At 70.2% G+C, this 18,342-nt stretch carries 17 protein-coding genes; 7 read left to right on the top strand and 10 right to left on the bottom strand.

The window, feature by feature from the left end:
• Positions 1–2: 2 nt before the first annotated feature.
• From sufC to BJ964_RS18815, 5 genes are read right to left on the bottom strand one after another with little or no spacing between them, the layout of a single operon-like run.
• Complete coding sequence (gene sufC / locus BJ964_RS18835) at positions 3–761, bottom strand: Fe-S cluster assembly ATPase SufC (protein WP_188121876.1); 759 nt, start codon at positions 759–761, stop codon at positions 3–5.
• Positions 758–1,090, bottom strand: coding sequence for a non-heme iron oxygenase ferredoxin subunit (locus BJ964_RS18830; RefSeq protein WP_188121875.1), 333 nt, complete (start codon positions 1,088–1,090; stop codon positions 758–760). Before BJ964_RS18830 ends, sufC begins: the two co-directional genes overlap by 4 nt.
• Positions 1,090–2,217, bottom strand: coding sequence for a Fe-S cluster assembly protein SufD (gene sufD / locus BJ964_RS18825; protein ID WP_188121874.1), 1,128 nt, complete (start codon positions 2,215–2,217; stop codon positions 1,090–1,092). The genes BJ964_RS18830 and sufD overlap by 1 nt, the downstream gene beginning before the upstream one ends.
• A gap of 45 nt (positions 2,218–2,262) precedes the next feature.
• On the bottom strand, positions 2,263–3,684 hold the full coding sequence (gene sufB, locus BJ964_RS18820; RefSeq protein ID WP_188121873.1) for a Fe-S cluster assembly protein SufB: 1,422 nt from the start codon (positions 3,682–3,684) through the stop codon (positions 2,263–2,265).
• Positions 3,681–4,424 carry a helix-turn-helix transcriptional regulator gene (locus BJ964_RS18815; protein ID WP_407650846.1) on the bottom strand — a complete coding sequence of 248 codons (744 nt, stop codon included), beginning with the start codon at positions 4,422–4,424 and terminating at the stop codon, positions 3,681–3,683. Before BJ964_RS18815 ends, sufB begins: the two co-directional genes overlap by 4 nt.
• 87 nt (positions 4,425–4,511) lie before the next feature.
• On the opposite strand from BJ964_RS18815, the gene BJ964_RS18810 reads away from it, so the two are divergent.
• Positions 4,512–5,498, top strand: coding sequence for a COX15/CtaA family protein (locus tag BJ964_RS18810; protein ID WP_188121871.1), 987 nt, complete (start codon positions 4,512–4,514; stop codon positions 5,496–5,498).
• Between the two features lie 83 nt (positions 5,499–5,581).
• Here the strand turns inward: BJ964_RS18810 and BJ964_RS18805 are convergent, their stop codons facing one another.
• From BJ964_RS18805 to BJ964_RS18795, 3 genes are all read right to left on the bottom strand, one after another.
• Entirely contained in the window at positions 5,582–6,463 is an 882-nt protein-coding gene (locus tag BJ964_RS18805; protein WP_188121870.1) for an ATP-grasp domain-containing protein, read from the bottom strand.
• The gene (locus BJ964_RS18800) at positions 6,460–6,753 is read right to left on the bottom strand and encodes a hypothetical protein (protein ID WP_183217587.1); all 294 of its coding nucleotides are present in this window, start codon (positions 6,751–6,753) and stop codon (positions 6,460–6,462) included. The genes BJ964_RS18805 and BJ964_RS18800 overlap by 4 nt, the downstream gene beginning before the upstream one ends.
• Before the next feature lie 199 nt (positions 6,754–6,952).
• Positions 6,953–7,906 (bottom strand): heme o synthase, encoded by a 954-nt coding sequence (locus BJ964_RS18795; RefSeq protein WP_188127022.1) that lies wholly within the window; start codon positions 7,904–7,906, stop codon positions 6,953–6,955.
• Between the two features lie 193 nt (positions 7,907–8,099).
• On the opposite strand from BJ964_RS18795, the gene tkt reads away from it, so the two are divergent.
• The 6 genes from tkt (at position 8,100) to BJ964_RS18765 (ending at position 17,222) form a co-directional block, all read left to right on the top strand.
• The gene (gene tkt / locus BJ964_RS18790) at positions 8,100–10,286 is read left to right on the top strand and encodes a transketolase (protein ID WP_223149580.1); all 2,187 of its coding nucleotides are present in this window, start codon (positions 8,100–8,102) and stop codon (positions 10,284–10,286) included.
• A gap of 39 nt (positions 10,287–10,325) precedes the next feature.
• A complete protein-coding gene (tal, locus tag BJ964_RS18785) occupies positions 10,326–11,435 on the top strand; it encodes a transaldolase (protein WP_188121868.1) in 1,110 nt (369 codons plus the stop codon).
• Positions 11,436–11,513: 78 nt separating this feature from the next.
• The gene (zwf, locus tag BJ964_RS18780; RefSeq protein ID WP_188121867.1) at positions 11,514–13,031 is read left to right on the top strand and encodes a glucose-6-phosphate dehydrogenase; all 1,518 of its coding nucleotides are present in this window, start codon (positions 11,514–11,516) and stop codon (positions 13,029–13,031) included.
• Complete coding sequence (locus BJ964_RS18775; RefSeq protein ID WP_188121866.1) at positions 13,028–14,011, top strand: glucose-6-phosphate dehydrogenase assembly protein OpcA; 984 nt, start codon at positions 13,028–13,030, stop codon at positions 14,009–14,011. The genes zwf and BJ964_RS18775 overlap by 4 nt, the downstream gene beginning before the upstream one ends.
• Positions 14,012–14,073: 62 nt before the next feature.
• On the top strand, positions 14,074–14,820 hold the full coding sequence (pgl, locus tag BJ964_RS18770) for a 6-phosphogluconolactonase (protein WP_188121865.1): 747 nt from the start codon (positions 14,074–14,076) through the stop codon (positions 14,818–14,820).
• 1,904 nt (positions 14,821–16,724) lie between these two features.
• On the top strand, positions 16,725–17,222 hold the full coding sequence (locus BJ964_RS18765) for a hypothetical protein (RefSeq protein WP_188121864.1): 498 nt from the start codon (positions 16,725–16,727) through the stop codon (positions 17,220–17,222).
• Here BJ964_RS18765 and BJ964_RS18760 read toward each other — a convergent pair.
• Both BJ964_RS18760 and BJ964_RS18755 read right to left on the bottom strand, forming a co-directional pair.
• Positions 17,164–17,739 carry an RNA polymerase sigma factor gene (locus tag BJ964_RS18760; RefSeq protein ID WP_229807062.1) on the bottom strand — a complete coding sequence of 192 codons (576 nt, stop codon included), beginning with the start codon at positions 17,737–17,739 and terminating at the stop codon, positions 17,164–17,166. The genes BJ964_RS18765 and BJ964_RS18760 overlap by 59 nt on opposite strands.
• 48 nt (positions 17,740–17,787) lie before the next feature.
• A complete protein-coding gene (locus BJ964_RS18755; protein ID WP_188121863.1) occupies positions 17,788–18,246 on the bottom strand; it encodes a hypothetical protein in 459 nt (152 codons plus the stop codon).
• Positions 18,247–18,342 lie beyond the last annotated feature (96 nt).

The following is an 18,342-nucleotide window of genomic DNA, read 5'->3' as shown; positions in this document are numbered from 1 at the left end:
CCTCAGGCCCTGACCTTGTACTTGTCGTAACCCTCGGCCTCGAGCTGCTCGCCGAGCTCCGGGCCACCCTCTTCGACGATCTTGCCGCCGACGAAGACGTGCACGAAGTCCGGCTTGATGTAGCGGAGGATCCGGGTGTAGTGGGTGATCAGCAGGAAGCCCGTCTCCCCGGTCGCACGGACCCGGTTGACGCCCTCGCTGACGATCCGCAGCGCGTCGATGTCCAGGCCGGAGTCGGTCTCGTCGAGGATCGCGACCTTCGGCTTGAGCAGCTCGAGCTGCATGATCTCGTGACGCTTCTTCTCACCGCCGGAGAAGCCCTCGTTCACGTTGCGCTGGGCGAAGGCCGGGTCCATCTCCAGCTTCTCCATGGCGCCGCGCAGTTCGCCGGCCCAGGTGCGCAGCTTGGGCGCCTCGCCGTCGATCGCGGTCTTCGCGGTGCGCAGGAAGTTCGCCACCGAGACGCCGGGCACCTCGACCGGGTACTGCATGGCCAGGAAGAGGCCGGCCCGGGCGCGCTCGTCGACGCTCAGCTCGAGCACGTCGGCACCGTCGAGGGTCACCGAACCACCGGTGATCTCGTACTTCGGGTGGCCGGCGATCGAGTAGGCGAGGGTCGACTTGCCGGAGCCGTTGGGACCCATGATGGCGTGGGTCTCGCCGGCCTTCACGGTCAGGTCGACGCCGTTCAGGATCGGCTTCAGCTCGCCATCCGGCAGCTTCACCGAAACCTGCAGGTCGCGGATCTCCAGGGTGCTCACGGCTCTACTCCATTGCTTGGTGTCGTCGAAACGTAGATGTCGCCGTCGCGGATCTCGACGGGGTAGACCGCCACCGGGTGGATGGCGGGCGGTCCGGAGGGTTCACCGGTACGCAGGTCGAACCGGGAGCCGTGCAGCCAGCACTCCAGCGTGCACCCGTCCACCTCGCCCTCGGAGAGGGCCACCGAGGCATGGCTGCACTCGTCGCGGACCGCGTAGAAGACGTCGTCGTCGGCGTGGACGACCGCGATCTCGACCCCGTCGACCTCCACCTGGAGGACGGTGCCCTTCGCGACGTCCGACACCGGACCGACGTTCTCGAAATCCACTACCGGCCTACCTCGGCAAGGCGTGCCTCGATGGCGTCGCCGAGCCGCTCGCGCAGCTCCTCGACCGGGATCTTGTGGATCAGCTCGGCGAAGAAGCCGCGGACCACCAGCTTCCGGGCCTCCCCTTCGGGGATGCCGCGGGCCATCAGATAGAACAACTGCTCGTCATCGAAGCGGCCGGTCGCGCTCGCATGCCCGGCGCCGGCGATCTCGCCGGTCTCGATCTCCAGATTGGGTACGGAGTCCGCGCGCGCCCCGTCGGTGAGGATCAGGTTCCGGTTGATCTCGTAGGTGTCGGTGCCGGTCGCCGCGGCCCGGATCAGCACGTCGCCGACCCAGACGGTGTGCGCCGACGCGCCCTGGAGCGCCCCGCGGTAGCCCACGTAACTGCGGCAGTCCGGCACCGCGTGGTCGACAAGCTGCCGGTGCTCGTGGTGCTGACCGGCGTCGGCGAAGTAGAGACCCCACAGCTCGGCGTCGCCGCCCCGGCCCGCGTACTCGACGCTGGTGAACTGCCGGACCACGTCGCCGCCCAGGGTGACATGGACGTGCTGGACCCGGGCGTCGGAGCCGACCCGGAACTTGACGTGCTGGGCCTGGACCGCGTCCCGGTCCCACTCGGCCAGGGTCACGAAGGTCAGCTGGGCGCTGTCGCCCACCAGGACCTCGATGTTGTCGGCCAGCGTGACCGAACCGGTCTGCTCCAGGATGATCGTCGCCTTGGCGAAGTTGCCGACCTTGACGAAGGTGCGGGCCGCCGCGGCGTCGCCGCCCTTGCCGACCAGCCGGATCACGGCGGCCTCGGCGGGCTCGGCCTCGGCGGCCACCTCGATCAGGGTGACGCCGGCGGCCGACCCGTACGCGAGAGCGCTGACCCGGTCGAACGGCGTGAGCAACGACGGCACGTCGTCCGTCTCGGACACCGTCACGCCGGCGGGCAGGTCACCGAACTCCACGGAGGGAGCCGCCCCGCTCAGCGTGGTCGCGGTGACCAGGTCACGCAGCCGCTTGAGCGGGGTGAAACGCCACTCCTCCTCCAGGCCGTTGAGGGCCGGGAAGTCGGCGACGTCGAAGGAGCGCAGCACCTGCGACTTGGTGCTCGGCGGGGCGATGGCCTCGGTAGTCATTTCGTCCTTTATGTCCGCTTCGTTAGGGGTGGGAGAGCCGGCCGGTCAGCCGACCGCCCCCTCCATCTGGAGCTCGATGAGGCGGTTCAGCTCCAGCGCGTACTCCATCGGGAGCTCCTTGGCGATCGGCTCGATGAAGCCGCGCACGATCATCGCCATCGCCTCGTCCTCGGTCAGACCGCGGCTCATCAGGTAGAAGAGCTGGTCCTCGCTGACCTTGGACACGGTCGCCTCGTGGCCCATGTTGACGTCGTCCTCACGGATGTCCACGTACGGGTACGTGTCCGACCGGGAGATCGTGTCGACCAGCAGGGCGTCGCACTTGACCGTGCTCTTGGAGTGCGACGACCCCTCCAGCACCTGCACGAGGCCCCGGTACGACGTGCGGCCGCCCCCACGCGCGATCGACTTCGAGATGATCGTCGAGGAGGTGTACGGCGCGGCGTGCACCATCTTGGCGCCGGAGTCCTGGTGCTGGCCCTCACCGGCCATGGCGATCGAGAGCACCTCGCCCTTGGCGTGCGGGCCGGTCATGTAGACGGCCGGGTACTTCATCGTCACCTTGGAGCCGATGTTGCCGTCGATCCACTCCATGGTCGCGCCCTCTTCGCAGGTGGCGCGCTTGGTGACCAGGTTGTAGACGTTGTTCGACCAGTTCTGGATGGTCGTGTAGCGCACCCGGGCGTTCTTCTTCACGACGATCTCGACGACCGCGGAGTGCAGCGAGTCGGACGAGTAGATCGGCGCGGTGCAGCCCTCGACGTAGTGCACGTACGAGCCCTCGTCGGCGATGATCAGGGTCCGCTCGAACTGGCCCATGTTCTCCGTGTTGATCCGGAAGTAGGCCTGGAGCGGGATCTCCACGTGCACGCCCTTCGGCACGTAGATGAAGGAGCCGCCGGACCAGGTCGCGGTGTTCAGCGCGGCGAACTTGTTGTCGCCGACCGGGATCACCGTGCCGAAGTACTCCTTGAAGACGTCCTCGTGCTCCTTGAGGGCGGTGTCGGTGTCGAGGAAGACGACACCCTGCTCCTCCAGGTCCTCACGGATCTTGTGGTAGACGACCTCGGACTCGTACTGGGCGGCGACGCCGGCCACGAGGCGCTGCTTCTCCGCCTCCGGGATGCCGAGCTTGTCGTACGTCGCCTTGATGTCCTCGGGCAGGTCCTCCCAGGAGGCGGCCTGCTTCTCGGTGGAACGGACGAAGTACTTGATGTTCTGGAAGTCGATGCCGGTGAGGTCGGCGCCCCAGTGCGGCATCGGCTTGCGGCCGAACAGCCGCAGGCCCTTGAGCCGGAGGTTCAGCATCCACTCCGGCTCGTTCTTCAGTGCGGAGATGTTGCGCACCACCGCCTCGGACAGGCCGCGCTGCGCGGAAGCGCCGGCGATGTCGGCGTCCGCCCAGCCGTACTCGTAGCGACCCAGAGCGGCGAGGTGCTCTTCCTGGGTGGCGATCTGGTCAGTCATGTATCTGTCCTAACCGTGTTTTCGGCGGGGTGCACACGATGGGTGGGGATGTGCGTCGTGCACACCCCGTCGCCGTGCGCGATGGTGGCAAGGCGCTGCACGTGAGTGCCGATGAGCCGCGAGATGACTTCGGTCTCGGCGTCGCACAGCTGAGGAAACTCGGCGGCCACGTGAGCCACCGGGCAGGAATGCTGGCACAGCTGCCCACCGGACGCGATCGTGGTCGCGCTGGCAGCGTAGCCCTCGGCGGTCAGCACCTCGGCGAGTGCCTCGGCGCGCGTGATCGGATCGCCGTCCGCCGATCGCAGCGCCGTCTGGCAGCGCTCCTCGAGCGCCGCGACCTGGGCCGCCGCGAAAGCGGAGACGGCCTCCGGCCCGTGGTGCTGGGCGATCCAGCGCAGGGCCGCGGAGGCGATGCCGTCGTAGTGGTGCGGGTTCAGGTCCTCGCGGGCGGCCACGGTGAGGGCGAACGCCTTCGCCGGCCGGCCCCGGCCACGCGGACCGTTGCTGCGGACCTCCCTGGTCTCCACCAGGTGGTCGGCGAGCATCGCGTCGAGGTGCTTGCGGATGGCCGCGGGGCTCAGGCTCAGAGCGGCGCCGAGCTCGGCCGCGGTGGCCGCGCCCCGCTTCAGCAGGAGCTGGGCGACCCGGTCGCGGGTGCGTCCGTCCGTCGCGCCGGCCTGTGCCGGTGCGCCGATCTGGAGCAGCACCTCGTTTTTCACTACGGCAACGTTACGTATTTCCCGCGAGCCCTGCAAACCAGGGGTCGGTGATCCGCCCCACCGGCATGCGGAGCTGGGCAAATCAAGATCAACAGCAGGCGTACGATGCGCGGGGTGAAGTCCTCCAAGGTGCGCCCGGCGTCCGCTTTCCTGGCCTCCCGCCCCGTGCGATGGTGTGGATCGTCGCTGCGCGGGCTGGCCCTGGCATCGCTGGTGGCCAACATCGGGATCATCGTCACCGGCGCGGCCGTCCGGCTCACCAAATCCGGCCTCGGCTGCCCCACCTGGCCCCGGTGCACCGACGGGTCCTACACGACGACGCCCGAGATGGGCATCAACGGCGTCATCGAATTCGGCAACCGGCTGCTGACCTTCGTCCTGATCGCGATCGCGGTGGCCTGCTTCCTGGGCGCGCTGGCCCGGGGCCGGCGCTCGCTGGTCAGGCTGTCGGTCGCGGTGGCGCTCGGCATCCCCGGCCAGGGCGTGATCGGCGGCATCACGGTGCTCACCAACCTCAACCCGTGGGTGGTCGGGCTGCACTTCGTCCTGTCGATCGCGCTGGTCACCGGGGCCTTCGCGCTCTGGCGCCGGGTCGGCGAGGGCGACGGCGACCCGGTTCCGCTGGTCCCGGCCCCGCTGCGGCAGCTCGCCCGGGTGCTGGCCGCGGCCAGTTTCGCGGTGATCGCGGCCGGCGTGGTGGTGACCGGCAGCGGCCCGCACTCCGGCGACCACGGCGCCAAGCGCAACGGCCTGGACCCCGAGCAGATCTCCCAGGTGCACGCCGACCTGGTCTTCCTGCTGATCGGCCTGACCGTGGCGATGTGGTTCGCGCTGCGCGCGGTGGAGGCTCCGGCGGCCGCGGTGCGCGCCGCCGCGGTGCTGTTCTGGGTGGAGATGGGCCAGGGGCTGATCGGCTTCGTGCAGTACTTCACGCATCTGCCGGTGGCGCTGGTCGCCGCGCACATGCTCGGTTCCGCCCTGGTGTGGACCGCGACGCTGGCGGTGGTGTGGTCGCTGCGGGCCCGCCCGGTCACCACGGTCCCGGCCGAGCCGTCCCCGGTGACCGCGAACGAGCCGGTGCCGGCCGCCTGACGGCGCAGCCCGTACCAGAAATGCTCGTCGAAAGAGAAAGGCCGCCCCGGAAGGGCGGCCTTTCGCGGTGAGCGTGAGTGGCGTCAGAGACGGGCGATGATCGCGGCGGCGAGCCGCTCGGCGGAACCGGGCGCGGTCGACAGGAACAGCGACGGCTCGGTGAGCTCCAGCTCGATCAGCATCGGCGCCCCGTCCGGGCCGGGAATCAGGTCGACGCGGGCGTAGAGCAGCCGCTTGGCCCCGCCCGGGACGACCGCGAGCACCCGCTCGGCGACCTCCCGCTCGGCGGGCGACGGCTGCCGCGGGCTGATCTCCTCGAAGGCGATATCGACCGGCTCGCCGGCCGGCCCGGTGAGCATCGGGCCCTTCCGGATGCCGTGGCTGAACGTCAGCTCGCCGGTCTCGTCGGGCGTGCACAGCACCGCGGTCTCGCCGGCGGTGTCCACGGCCGACAGGTACGGCTGGATCATCGCGGTCCGCCCGGCCGTGGTCAGCCGCTCGACATGTGCCGTGGCGAGCCCGGCCTGACCGGGCAGGGTGTAGCGGGCGGTGTCCTGGCTGCCGGCGCTGATCGTCGGCTTGACCACCCACTGCCCCTCGGCCGGCGGGGTCCAGTCGCCGCCGGGCCCGACGAACGTGGTCGGGATGATCGGGATGCCGGCCGCCTCGAGCTCGCTGAGGTACCGCTTGTCGGTGTTCCACGCGACGATGTCGGCCGGGTTGGCCAGCCGCGGCACGGAGGCGGCCCAGTCGACGAACTCGTCGCGGCGGGCCGTGTAGTCCCACGGCGAGCGGAGCACCACCAGGTCGTAGGCGGCCCAGTCGGCCACCGGGTCGTCCCAGCGGACGGCGTCGACCGCCACCCCGCGCCCACGCAGCGCGTCACGCAGGGGGTGGTCGTCGTCGAAGAGGTCGGGAAAGTCCGCGGAGGTGACCAGCGCGACCCGGAAGTCGCGGATCGTCAACGGGCCATGCTCCGGCGGGACATCGAACGCCACAGGTCGTTGCTGGGCCGCATCTGCTCCAGGAGCTCGCGCTCCCACTCGTTCTCCACCTGGACGCCGGCGTGGTCGCAGGCCTCCCGGGCGACGCCGGTGTCCGGGGCGAACTGGTCGGACCACTCGCCGTCCTCGCCGACGAGGACGATGCGGGCGCCGCGCTTACCGACGTACTCGATCACCGCCTTGGCGCCGCCGTGACCGGCGGCGAAGGACTTGATCTCGGAGGTCAGCGTCATTACGGAACCTTCTGCCATGCTGCGCAGCCTAAGCAGTCGGCAACCTCGCCCGTGGTACTCCAAGCCGCTTTTGTGACTCCAATTACCTGCGGGTTTCAGGAGCCAGCGCATTGTTATGAGCTGATTACGCCCCAATTGCGCCAGGGCCGGGAATCCGCCCTACGAGTGACGGACAGTAACTGACACTGGCGACAATCCGGGCATCCTGTGCGACAGATCAGATCAGAGCGTCAACCGCGACGGCCATGAAGACGACCGTGAGGTACGTGATGGACAGATGGAACAGGCGCATCGGCTTCATCGCGACGCCGGCCCGGGTCTGCCGGACCAACCGGACCGCCTCGGCCAGGAAGACCAGACCCATCACGATCGCGGTGACCCCGTAGATCGGTCCCAGCCCGAGCGGCCAGGCGGCGAGCGAGGCGGCCACGGTGAGAACGGTGTAGACGAGGATCTCGAAGTTCACCCGCTCCATCGAGCGGACCACCGGGAGCATCGGGATGCCGGCCCGCGCATAGTCGTCCTTGTACTTCACAGCGAGCGCATAGAAATGCGGCATCTGCCAAAAGAAGACAACCGCAAAAAGCGCCCATGCCATCGGCGGGATGGTGCCCTCGACGGCCGCCCAGCCGATCACCACGGGGGCCGCGCCGCACACTCCACCCCAGAACGTGTTCGCCGGGGTGCGCCGCTTCAGCCAGAGCGTGTAGACGACGTCGTAGTAGAAGATCGAGAAGGCGGTCAGCGCGGTGGCCAACCAATTGGTGAGAAGCCCCATCAGCGCGACCGAGATCACAGCGAGGGTCAGGCCGAAGATCAGCACGGCCCGCGGCGTCATCTGGTGGTTCGGCAGCGGGCGCCGCTTGGTGCGCCGCATCAGCTCGTCGATGTCGCGGTCGATGTAGCAGTTCAGCGCGCTCGCGGCGCCGCCCGCCAGACCGCCGCCGACCAGCACGGCGGCGAAGGTGACCGGGTCGGGCCACCCGCCGGCGGCCAGCATCATGGTCGGCACGGTGGTGACCAGGAGCAGCTCGACGATCTGCGGCTTGGTCAGGGCGAGGTACGCCCGGAACACCGCCATCCAGCTCCGCCGGGCCCCGGGGCGGGGCGAGCGCTCCGGGCGCTCCTCCGCGCCGGGCGTCCGTCCGCGGACAGGACGCTCGGTGATCATGCTCACGGACAGCCACCTTCCGGCTTCGGCTCAATTTCGCGGCCGTTGACCGGGTGACGATCCGGCGGCCAGCCCGGACAGCCTACGCGCAGCCGTCTCCGCTGCTCGGGGCACCCGGTACGGGTGCATGTGGTCACACCCGTTGAACCGGCATGTCCGCTCACAGCGTATGTGCCTAGGGCGTTCGCTGCGCATGCGTTTAGCCCGACTGGATAGGGTCAACTCGAAAACGGTTCCATTATTTTGCCCGAGGAGCACAACCGACGTGGCTGCCACAGATCCCGTTCTCAACTGGTCCGACCTCGACCGCAAGGCGGTGGACACCGCCCGGGTGCTGGCCATGGACGCTGTGGAGGCGGCCGGCAACGGCCACCCCGGCACGGCCATGAGCCTGGCCCCGGCCGCCTACATGCTGTTCAACCGTGTCATGCGACACGACCCGACGGACCCGGAGTGGGCGGGCCGCGACCGCTTCGTGCTCTCCTGCGGTCACTCCAGCCTCACCCTTTACGTCCAGCTCTTCCTCAGTGGTTACAGCCTGGCGCTCGACGACCTGAAGGCGCTGCGCCAGTGGGAGTCGCTCACCCCCGGTCACCCTGAGTACGGGCACACCCCCGGCGTCGAGATCACCACCGGCCCGCTCGGCCAGGGCATCGGCAACGCGGTCGGGATGGCCATGTCGGCCCGCCGCCAGCGCGGCCTGCTCGACCCGGACACCGCCGCCGGCGAGTCGCCGTTCGACCACTTCGTCTACTCGATCGCCTCCGACGGCGACATCGAGGAGGGCGTCAGCCACGAGTCGAGCGCCATCGCGTCGGTGCAGAAGCTCGGCAACCTCGTGGTCATCTACGACGACAACGAGATCTCCATCGAGGACGACACCCGGATCGCCAAGAACGAGGACGTCGGCGCCCGTTACGAGGCGTACGGCTGGCACGTCCAGACGGTGAACTGGCGCGGCTCGGACCCGTACGTCGAGGACGTCGAGGAGCTCTGGAGCGCGATCCAGGCCGCCAAGGCGGTGACCGACAAGCCGTCGTTCATCGTCCTGAAGACGATCATCGGCTTCCCCGCGCCGAAAAAGCGGAACACCGGCAAGATCCACGGCTCCGCCCTGGGCGCCGCCGAGATCACCGCCACCAAGGAGCTGCTGGGCTTCGCCGACCGGCCGTTCGCGATCGACGACGAGGTCGTCAAGCACACGCAGCAGGCCGTCGACCGTGGCCGGGCCGCCCACGCCGAGTGGCAGAAGGCGTTCGACGCCTGGGCCGCCGGCAACGCCGAGGGCAAGGCGCTCTTCGACCGGCTCGCCACCCGGACCCTGCCGGTGGGCTGGCACAAGGCGCTGCCCGAGTTCCCCGCGGACGAGAAGGGCCTGGCCACCCGTGCCGCGTCCGGCAAGATCCTGGAGGCGCTCGCCCCGGTGCTGCCCGAGCTGTGGGGTGGCTCCGCCGACCTGGCGGAGAGCAACAACACCACCATGAAGGGCGAGCCGTCGTTCATCCCGGCGGAGTACGCGACCAAGGAGTTCCCGGGTCACGAGTACGGCCGCACGCTGCACTTCGGCATCCGTGAGCACGGCATGGGCTCGATCCTCAACGGCATCGCGGTCCACGGCGGCACCCGCCCGTACGGTGGCACCTTCCTGGTCTTCAGCGACTACATGCGCGGCTCGGTCCGCCTGTCCGCGCTGATGAAGCTGCCGGTCATCTTCGTGTGGACGCACGACTCGATCGGTATCGGCGAGGACGGCCCGACCCACCAGCCGATCGAGACGGTGACCGCGCTGCGCGCCATCGTCGGCCTCGACGTGGTCCGCCCGGCCGACGCCAACGAGACCGCGTACGCGTGGCGGGGCGCCCTGGAGCACACCGACCGGCCGACCGCGCTCGCGCTGACCCGGCAGAACGTGCCCACCATCGACCGTTCGAAGTACGCGTCGGCCGAGGGCACCCTCAAGGGCGGCTACATCCTGGCCGAGGCGGCCTCCGGCCACCCCGAGGTGATCCTGATCGCCAGCGGCTCCGAGGTCGCGATCGCGCTGACCGCCCGGGAGCGCCTGGAGGCCCAGGGCACCCCGACCCGGGTCGTCTCGATGCCCTGCCAGGAGTGGTTCTTCAAGCAGGACCTCGCCTACCAGCAGCAGGTGCTGCCGCACGGTGTGAAGGCCCGGGTCTCGGTCGAGGCCGGCATCCGGATGAGCTGGGACCGCCTGATCGGCGACGCCGGCGAGGCCGTCAGCATCGAGCACTACGGGGCGAGCGCGCCGGCTTCGGTGCTCTTCGAGCAGTTCGGGTTCACCGCTGACAACGTCGTCGCGAAGGCCCACGCCTCCCTCGCCAAGGCCGGCAAGATCCTCGGCCAGAAGACCGGCAACTGACACCTTTCACCCGCCACCTTCATTCAGGAGTTGAGGGAAATGACCGACAGACTTGCCGAGCTGTCCGCGCAGGGCGTGGCGGTGTGGCTCGACGACCTCTCCCGGGTGCGTCTGACCAGCGGCTCGCTGGACAAGATGCGCACCGAGCAGCACGTGGTCGGCGTGACCACGAACCCGAGCATCTTCCAGAAGGCGCTCTCCGACGCGCACGCGTACGACGAGCAGCTGCGTGACCTGGCGCTCCAGAAGGTGACGGTCGAGGAGGCCGTCCGTCTGATGACCGCCAAGGACGTGCGCTGGGCGAGCGACGTCATGCGCCCGGCGTACGACACGTCGAACGGCGTCGACGGCCGGGTGTCCATCGAGGTGGACCCGCGCAAGGCGCACGAGACCGTGTCCACCGTCGCCGAGGCGAAGACGCTGTGGTGGCTGGTCGACCGGCCCAACCTGTTCATCAAGATCCCGGCGACGCTGGCCGGCCTGCCCGCCATCACCGAGGTGCTGGCCGCGGGCATCAGCGTCAACGTCACGCTGATCTTCTCGGTCGAGCGCTACCGCGCGGTCATGGACGCGTTCCTGGCCGGCCTGGAGCAGGCGAAGGCGAACGGCCACGACCTGTCCAAGATCGGGTCGGTCGCCTCGTTCTTCGTCTCCCGTGTGGACACCGAGGTGGACAAGCGCCTCGACAAGATCGGTTCGGACTCGGCGAAGGCGCTCAAGGGCAAGGCGGCCATCGCCAACGCCCGGCTGGCGTACGAGGCGTACACCGAGGTCTTCGGCACCGACCGCTGGAAGGCCCTGGCCGCCGCCGGCGCCCACCCGCAGCGCCCGCTCTGGGCGTCGACCGGCACGAAGAACCCGGAGTTCCTCGACACCATCTACGTCGAGGAGCTGATCGCGTTCGGCACGGTGAACACCATGCCGGAGCCGGTGATCTTCGCGTACGAGGACCACGGCACCACCCGCGGCGACACCGTGACCGGCAACTTCGCGGACGCCCACCAGGTCTTCACCGACCTGGCCGCGGCCGGCATCGACTTCGCCGACGTGTTCAAGGTCCTCGAGGACGAGGGCGTCGAGAAGTTCGAGGCGAGCTGGAACGAGCTGCTGGAGGGCGTCGCGGCGTCCCTCAAGGCGGCCGGTTCCTGACGACCTGCGTTCGCGGCCTGTCGCGGGGCTCCCGCCGACAGGCCGCTCCGCCTTCGATGAAACTGGCAGGATGAGAACGTGGGTAATCCGCTGCGCACCGCACAGGACCGAAGGCTCCCACGGATCCCGGAGCCCTGCGCTCTGGTGATCTTCGGGGTCACCGGTGACCTGTCCCGAAAAAAGCTCATCCCGGCCGTGTACGACCTGGCCAACCGTGGCCTGCTTCCCCCCGGCTTCGTGGTGGTGGGCTACGCCCGCGCCGACTGGGGTGACGGCAGCTTCGAGTCGCTCGCCCACGCGGCCGCCAAGAAGGGCGCCCGGACCCCGTGGCGCGACGACGTCTGGCAGCGCCTCTCCGAGCGATTCCACTTCATTCCCGGCTCGTTCGACGACGACGAGGCCTTCGACCATCTCGCGAGCACGCTGGACGAGCTGAAGGAGCGCAACGGCATCGCCGGCAACGCCGCCTTCTACTTCTCCATCCCCCCCGCCGCCTTCCCACTGGTGCTCAACCAGCTCAACCGCACCGGCATGGCCGACCCGTCGAAGTCCGGCGGCTGGCGCCGGGTGGTCGTGGAGAAGCCGTTCGGCCACGACTACCAGAGCGCCGTGCAGCTCAACGAGCTCGTCGACGACGTGTTCATCCCGGAGGACGTCTTCCGGATCGACCACTACCTCGGCAAGGAGACGGTCCAGAACATCCTGGCCCTGCGCTTCGCGAACAGCCTGTTCGAGCCGGTGTGGAACTCGAAGTACGTCGACAGCGTGCAGATCACCATGGCCGAGGACGTCGGCATCGGCACCCGGGCCGCCTTCTACGACGCCTCCGGCGCCGCCCGCGACGTGCTGCAGAACCATCTGCTGCAACTGCTCGCGCTGGTCGGCATGGAGGAGCCGACGAGCTTCGACCCCCAGGAGGTACGGGCGGAGAAGCTCAAGGTCCTCAGGGCGATCAGTCTGCCGCCCGACATCAGCACCGGCTCCGTCCGCGGGCAGTACCTTCCCGGCTGGGTCGCCGGCGAGCGCGCCGTGGGCTACCTGGAGGAGCCGAACATCCCGGCCGACTCCACCACCGAGACGTACGCGGCGGTCCGCCTCGGCATCCAGAACCGGCGCTGGGCGGGTGTCCCGTTCTTCGTCCGGGTCGGCAAGCGGATGCCCCGCCGGGTCACCGAGATCGCGATCATGTTCAAGAAGGCGCCGCACCTGCCCTTCGACCCGGCCGACGTGGAGATGCTGGGCCACAACCAGCTGGTCATCCGGGTGCAGCCGGACGAGGGCGTGGTCCTGAAGTTCGGGTCCAAGGTGCCGGGCACGTCGATGGAGGTCCGCGACATCGCGATGGACTTCCAGTACGGCGAGGCGTTCACCGAGTCCAGCCCCGAGGCGTACGAGCGTCTGGTCCTGGACGTGCTGATCGGCGACCGGACGCTCTTCCCGGACGCCGCCGAGATCGAGCAGTCCTGGCGGGTCATCGACCCTCTGGAGGCCGCCTGGGCGGGCACGAAACCGGAGCCGTACCGGTCCGGTGAGTGGGGCCCCCGGGCTTCCGACGAGATGCTGGCGCGCGAGGGCCGCACCTGGAGGCGGGCATGATCGGCTTGTGGGACACCACCGGCAACGAGGTCGTCAAGGCCCTGGCCGCGGAGCGCCGCAGCGCCGGTGGCGTGGCCTCCGGCCTGGCACTGACCCTGGTCTCGGTGGTCGAGGAGAAGAAGGTCCGGGAGGCCGAGGCGGCGGCCACCATCGCCGCCGCCGCGCACCCCTGCCGGCTGCTCATCGTGGTCCGCTCGGACCTGGAGGGCCGCAGCCGGCTGGACGCGGAGATCGTCGTGGGCGGTCGCCTCGGCCCGGCCGAGGCGGTCGTCATGCGGATGTACGGGCGCCTCGCGCTGCACGCCGAGTCGGTCGTCATGCCGCTGCTCGCCCCGGACGTCCCGGTGGTCACCTGGTGGCACGAGGAGCCGCCGAACATGATCGCCAACGACTTCCTGGGCGTCGTCGCCGACCGGCGGATCACCGACAGCGCGCAGTCGCCGGACCCGGTGGCCGCGCTCCGGCAGCGGGCCGCCGACTACGCGCCCGGCGACACCGACCTCACCTGGACCCGGATCACGCTGTGGCGGACCCTGGTGGCCGGCGCCTTCGACAGCACCGAGGCCCGGGTCATCGGCGCGAAGATCGTGGCGCCGGACCGCGACCCCACCGCCTGGCTCATGCTCGGCTGGCTCAAGTCCCGCCTCGGCATCGAGCCGGTGCTGGAACACACCGACCGGGCGCCCCGGATGTACTCGGTGGAGTTGCAGTGCGAGAACGGCGACTGCGTCCGGGTCACCCGCGAGGAGGGCACGGCGCTGTTCAGCCGTACCGGCCAGGAGGACCGCTACATGCCGCTGCCGAGGCGGCCGGTCGGTGACGAACTGGCCGAGGAACTGCGCCGGCTCGACGCCGACCAGATCTACGCGGACGCGCTCGGCGCGATGGCCGGCATGTCCGGGCTGGAGCACCGCAACCCGAACCGGGTGCACGTCTGGAAGGATCCGGCGCTGGCCGCGATCGCCGGCTCCACCGCCTGATTTCAGCATCGGGGCCGCTCACCGCACCGCGGCGGGCGGCCTCTTCACAAGGAGAGACGCAATTGAGTGAGACCGTGGTCGTGGTGGTTCCGGACGCCGACATCCTGGCGTCCACGGTGGCGGCACGTCTCGCCATCAAGATCATCGACGCGCAGGCGGTGCACGGCTCGGCGAGCGTGGTGCTGACCGGCGGCCGGGTCGCGGCCAAGGTGCTGCGCGCGGTCCGCGAACTGCCGGCCTCCGCCGCCATCGACTGGTCCCGGGTGGATCTGTGGTGGGGCGACGAACGCTACCTGCCGTCCGGCGACCCGGACCGCAACGAGACCCAGGCACGCGATGCCCTCCTGGACAAGCTGCCGCTGGACCCGGCCCGGGTACACGCCATGCCCGCCTCCGACGGCCCCGACGGCACCGACGCGGTCGCCGCCGCGGCCCGCTACGCCTCCGAACTGGCCGCCGCCGCCGAACCGGGCGCCACGCTCCCCCGGTTCGACGTGCTCATGCTCGGCGTCGGCGAGGACGGCCACGTGGCGTCGCTCTTCCCGAACCACCCGGTACTCCAGCAGACCGGCCCGACGGCCGCCACCTTCGACAGCCCGAAGCCGCCGCCGGTCCGGGTCACCCTCACCCTGCCCACCATCCAGAGCGCCGACGAGGTGTGGCTGATCGCGGCCGGCCCGGACAAGGCCGCCCCCATCGGCACCGTCCTCTCCGGCGGCAACCTGCCGGCGGCGAACGCGTCCGGCGTACAGAAGACGCTCTGGCTCCTGGACCAGGCGGCGGCCGCGAACGTGCCCACACGGGCCTGACCCACCCGGCGATCCCGGTCCCGGGCGCGTCACGCACCCGGGACCGTCACCGTCCGGCCCCGCGGTGACCAGCCTCGCCCCCGTCCGGAGATCTTTCGCGATCGAGGTCCGCGTTTCGTTCCTTTTTGGTACGCGTGTCCTCGTCCCGCCTTATCAGGGCCGTCCCGTCCGGCCGACGCGATCTTGCCGCCCGCTCCGGCCTGTGCCGCCCCGCCGGGCTCAGATCGGTGCCCGGGCAGGCCGGGCCGACCGCCACTTCCTCACGTGCCGCCGGCCACGGCCGCCCTGCTCGCGGTCGCCTGCTTTCGGTCGCCTGCTTTCGGTCGCCTGCTTTCGGTCGCCCTGGGCGGGTGGTCACGCTCTTGCTCTCCAGGCACCTGGGCTGCCTGCTTTCGGCCGTTGCGCCGGTTGCTCTGGGTGGGTGGTCACGCTCTTGCTCCCCAGGCACCTGGGCTGCCTGCTTTCGGCCGTTGCGCCGGTTGCTCTAGGTGGGTGGTCGCGGTTCCACCAGGGTGGGTGCACACGCTGGCGGTGTCGTGGTCGTCCACGTGACCTATAGCCGGGCGGCCGCGCACGTGCCGTCTTTCGTGTACGCCCGCCATACCTACGGCCGCTCGAACGTGTGCGCCCACCCGCTGTGGAACTCACTGTGCGCGCTCACTTCCGAATGCCCGGCCGGCCGCAACTCGCGTGAGCGAGAAGCCCCGATCACCAGCTCATGTGGAAGATCGAAGTCGCCAGAGAGCCTATTTCCCGGTTGCGGGTGGCCTCGATGCCAAGTCGCGCATTCGGATGGCTGCGGGCGCCATCCCAACTCGCCGGCGATCTTGGGCGATCAAAGCTGTCGGCCGATCTTGATGCCTGGTTGCCATCCGGGGGTCAACCATCACCCATGGCCCATTCCCCCTGGACGATCTTGGGTGATCGGATACCTCCGAAGAGCCTTCTTCTTGGGTTTTTGCGGTTATACGTCAAGCGCTCGGTCGGGCGAACCGCCGAAGGGGGCGTCGTTCGCCGCGCTAGGTGGAAATGGGGCTTTCGCCGGAAACAGGCGCCCGTTTCGCCCGCTTTACCCGCCTCTGTTGTACGATCTTGAACGATTTGCCACCCGAGGCGGTGGTAAATCGTTCAAGATCGCTCCGGGTGGCGCGTCCTGCTGCGAGGGATTGCGGATTCGGCCGTAGGCAGCCAAGAAGAAGACTCCCGAACAGTCACGATCGCTCAAGATCGCGCCGCCGGCGGCGACTACCCAGGATCTACATCGCTGCTTGCGGATGGCTCGAACGGGCGGCGGTGACCGGCCGGGTCTCGCAGCAAAGGCGGGGAAACACGCGAACAGGCGACTTTGACATCGACGTCAGACAACACCGGAACAACCCGGGTCCACCACGCGCCCTCACGCACCCACCACCACAGTCACGGTGAGTGACTCCCGACGGCTCCGCATGACGCGACCGGCAGCAACCGCCGCCACCCGCCCGGCGTGACCGGCGTGACGGCCGAGAACACCACCCGGGATGCCTGGCAAGCACCACCGCAACCCACCCACCCGGAGCGAGCGACAGCACACGCGCGGGATTCCAACCGATCTCAGCCCGGCGGGCGCGGCACAGGCCGGAGTGGGCAGCAAGATCGCGCCGACCGGACGGAACGGCCCTGAGAGGCGGGACAGCGACACGCGTACAAGAAAGGAACCGGAAGCGAAACGCGGACTTCGCCCACCGAAGGTTCTACAGCCCGGCGTCACCCGCGGCCCAGTGGTCACCGGCCTCGTCCCCGTCTAGCCCGGCGTCACCCGCGGCCCGGTGGTCACCGGCCTCGTCCCCGTCTAGCCCGGCGTCACCCGCGGCCCGGCGGTCACCGGCCTCGTCCCCGTCTAGCCCGGCGTCACCTGCGGCCCGGCGGTGACCGACCTCGTCCCTGTCGCCGGCGGTGCGGATTTCTCCGGCTCGGATCTCGCCGGCGCGGACGTCTCCGGCTTGGCCCCCGTCCGCGAGGGCGTGGTGGTGATCGCCCGGCTCGGCGTCGCCGGGGCCGATGAGGGCGACGGATCGACGGGCGACGGCGCGAGGGACGCGGCCGGGGCGGGCGGCGACGTGCCGGGCCCGGGGTCGGCGGGAAGCACCGGCGCCGGTTCGGAAGGGCCGGTGAGCAGCGTGAACCCCAGCGCCACCCCGGCGGCCGCCGTCGCGACCGCGATCGTGATCGCGGCCCACCATCTGCGCCGCACCGGTGCACGGGCCGTGGCCACCGTCGGCGGCGGCTCGAACCGCAGCCGTTCCGCGGTGATCTGCCCGGCCCGGGCCGTCAGTGCGTTCCGCAACCTGCGCTCCACCTCGTCGGTCACCGCTCCCCCAGTCGCTCGCGCAGGATCGACAGCGCCCGGTGCGCCGTCGATTTGACCGTTCCGCGGGAGACCCGCAGCGTGTCGGCGATCTCCCCCTCGGAGAGTTCCGACCAGTAGCGCAGCACCAGCACCTGCCGCTGCCGGACGGTCAGGCCGCGCAGCGCCCGCATCATCTCGCGGTCGCTCTCCCCGAGCAGTGCCTCGTCCTCCGCGGCCGGGATCGCCTCCGGCGGCGGAGCGACATAGGCGCGGGCGGTGCGGCGGCGGCGCAGTGCCGAGCGCGCCGCGTTCGTCACACCGGTCACGAGGTACGCGTTCGGGTCCGTCACCCCGCTCAGATCCGGCCCGTGCCGCCGGTAGAGCGCCGTGAACACGTCCTGCACGACGTCCTCCGCCGTCGGCAGGTCGTCGACCATCAGCACCGCCAGCCGGACCAGGCTGAGCCGCCGACTGTGGTACAGCTCGTTGATCGCCGGGGCCCCGCCCGGGTCGCCGCGGCCGGCCGCGCGCACCTCGGCGGACAGGCCCCGCAGCCAGGTGAACAGGGCGGGGAAGGGCAGAACTGAGAGCACAGGCGAACCTCGGGGGTCAGGCGGCGGGAACGAACGGTACCCGCCGGGTCAGCGTGACCGCGACGGCGTGACGGCCGGCTTCTGCGGTGCCCGGGTGGCAGTCGGCGTCTCCGGCGTGACGGCCGGCTTCCCCGGCGCCCGGGTGGCGGCCGGCGTCTCCGGCGTGACGGCCGGCTTCGGGGGCGCCTTGGTCACCGTGACCTTCGCGGACGGGGCCGGTGTGGGGTCCTGGTAGCCGGTGACCGGCGCCGGGGACGCCGTCGGCTTCTGCCCGGTGACCGGCGCCGGGGAAGCTGCCGGGTCGCTGGGCTCGGGCGCCGTCGCCTCGCCGCTGGGGCTCGGGACCGGCTCCGCCGTCGGCTCGGTGGCGGTCGGCGCCGTGACCGCCGGGGACGGCTTCGGGGTGGGCGCGGCGTCGTCGGCGAACGCGGCGGCCGACAGCCCGCCGATTCCCAGCACGGCCGCCGCGCCGAGGGTGAGGCTCAGGCCACGGGTCGAGAAACGCATCGGGACTCTCCTGATCATCGGTGCCTTGTCGCAGGAGTAGACGCGTGGCCCGGCGAAAGGTTGGCGCTCCGAATGTGACGGCCGCCACAGTCCTAG

Source organism: Actinoplanes lobatus (assembly GCF_014205215.1).
GTDB classification, from domain to species: Bacteria; Actinomycetota; Actinomycetes; order Mycobacteriales; family Micromonosporaceae; genus Actinoplanes; species Actinoplanes lobatus.
Note: the sequence above shows the minus strand (reverse complement) of the source record. Positions and strands in the feature narration are given on the sequence as shown.

Coding starts and splice junctions, on each gene's coding strand:
- tal (WP_188121868.1), top strand. CDS start 10,326: ATGACCGACAGACTTGCCGAGCTGTCCGCGCAGGGCGTGGCGGTGTGG.
- BJ964_RS18775 (WP_188121866.1), top strand. CDS start 13,028: ATGATCGGCTTGTGGGACACCACCGGCAACGAGGTCGTCAAGGCCCTG.
- BJ964_RS18755 (WP_188121863.1), bottom strand. CDS start 18,246: ATGCGTTTCTCGACCCGTGGCCTGAGCCTCACCCTCGGCGCGGCGGCC.
- sufB (WP_188121873.1), bottom strand. CDS start 3,684: ATGACTGACCAGATCGCCACCCAGGAAGAGCACCTCGCCGCTCTGGGT.
- BJ964_RS18810 (WP_188121871.1), top strand. CDS start 4,512: ATGCGCGGGGTGAAGTCCTCCAAGGTGCGCCCGGCGTCCGCTTTCCTG.
- BJ964_RS18800 (WP_183217587.1), bottom strand. CDS start 6,753: ATGGCAGAAGGTTCCGTAATGACGCTGACCTCCGAGATCAAGTCCTTC.
- tkt (WP_223149580.1), top strand. CDS start 8,100: ATGCGTTTAGCCCGACTGGATAGGGTCAACTCGAAAACGGTTCCATTA.
- BJ964_RS18795 (WP_188127022.1), bottom strand. CDS start 7,906: ATGATCACCGAGCGTCCTGTCCGCGGACGGACGCCCGGCGCGGAGGAG.
- sufD (WP_188121874.1), bottom strand. CDS start 2,217: ATGACTACCGAGGCCATCGCCCCGCCGAGCACCAAGTCGCAGGTGCTG.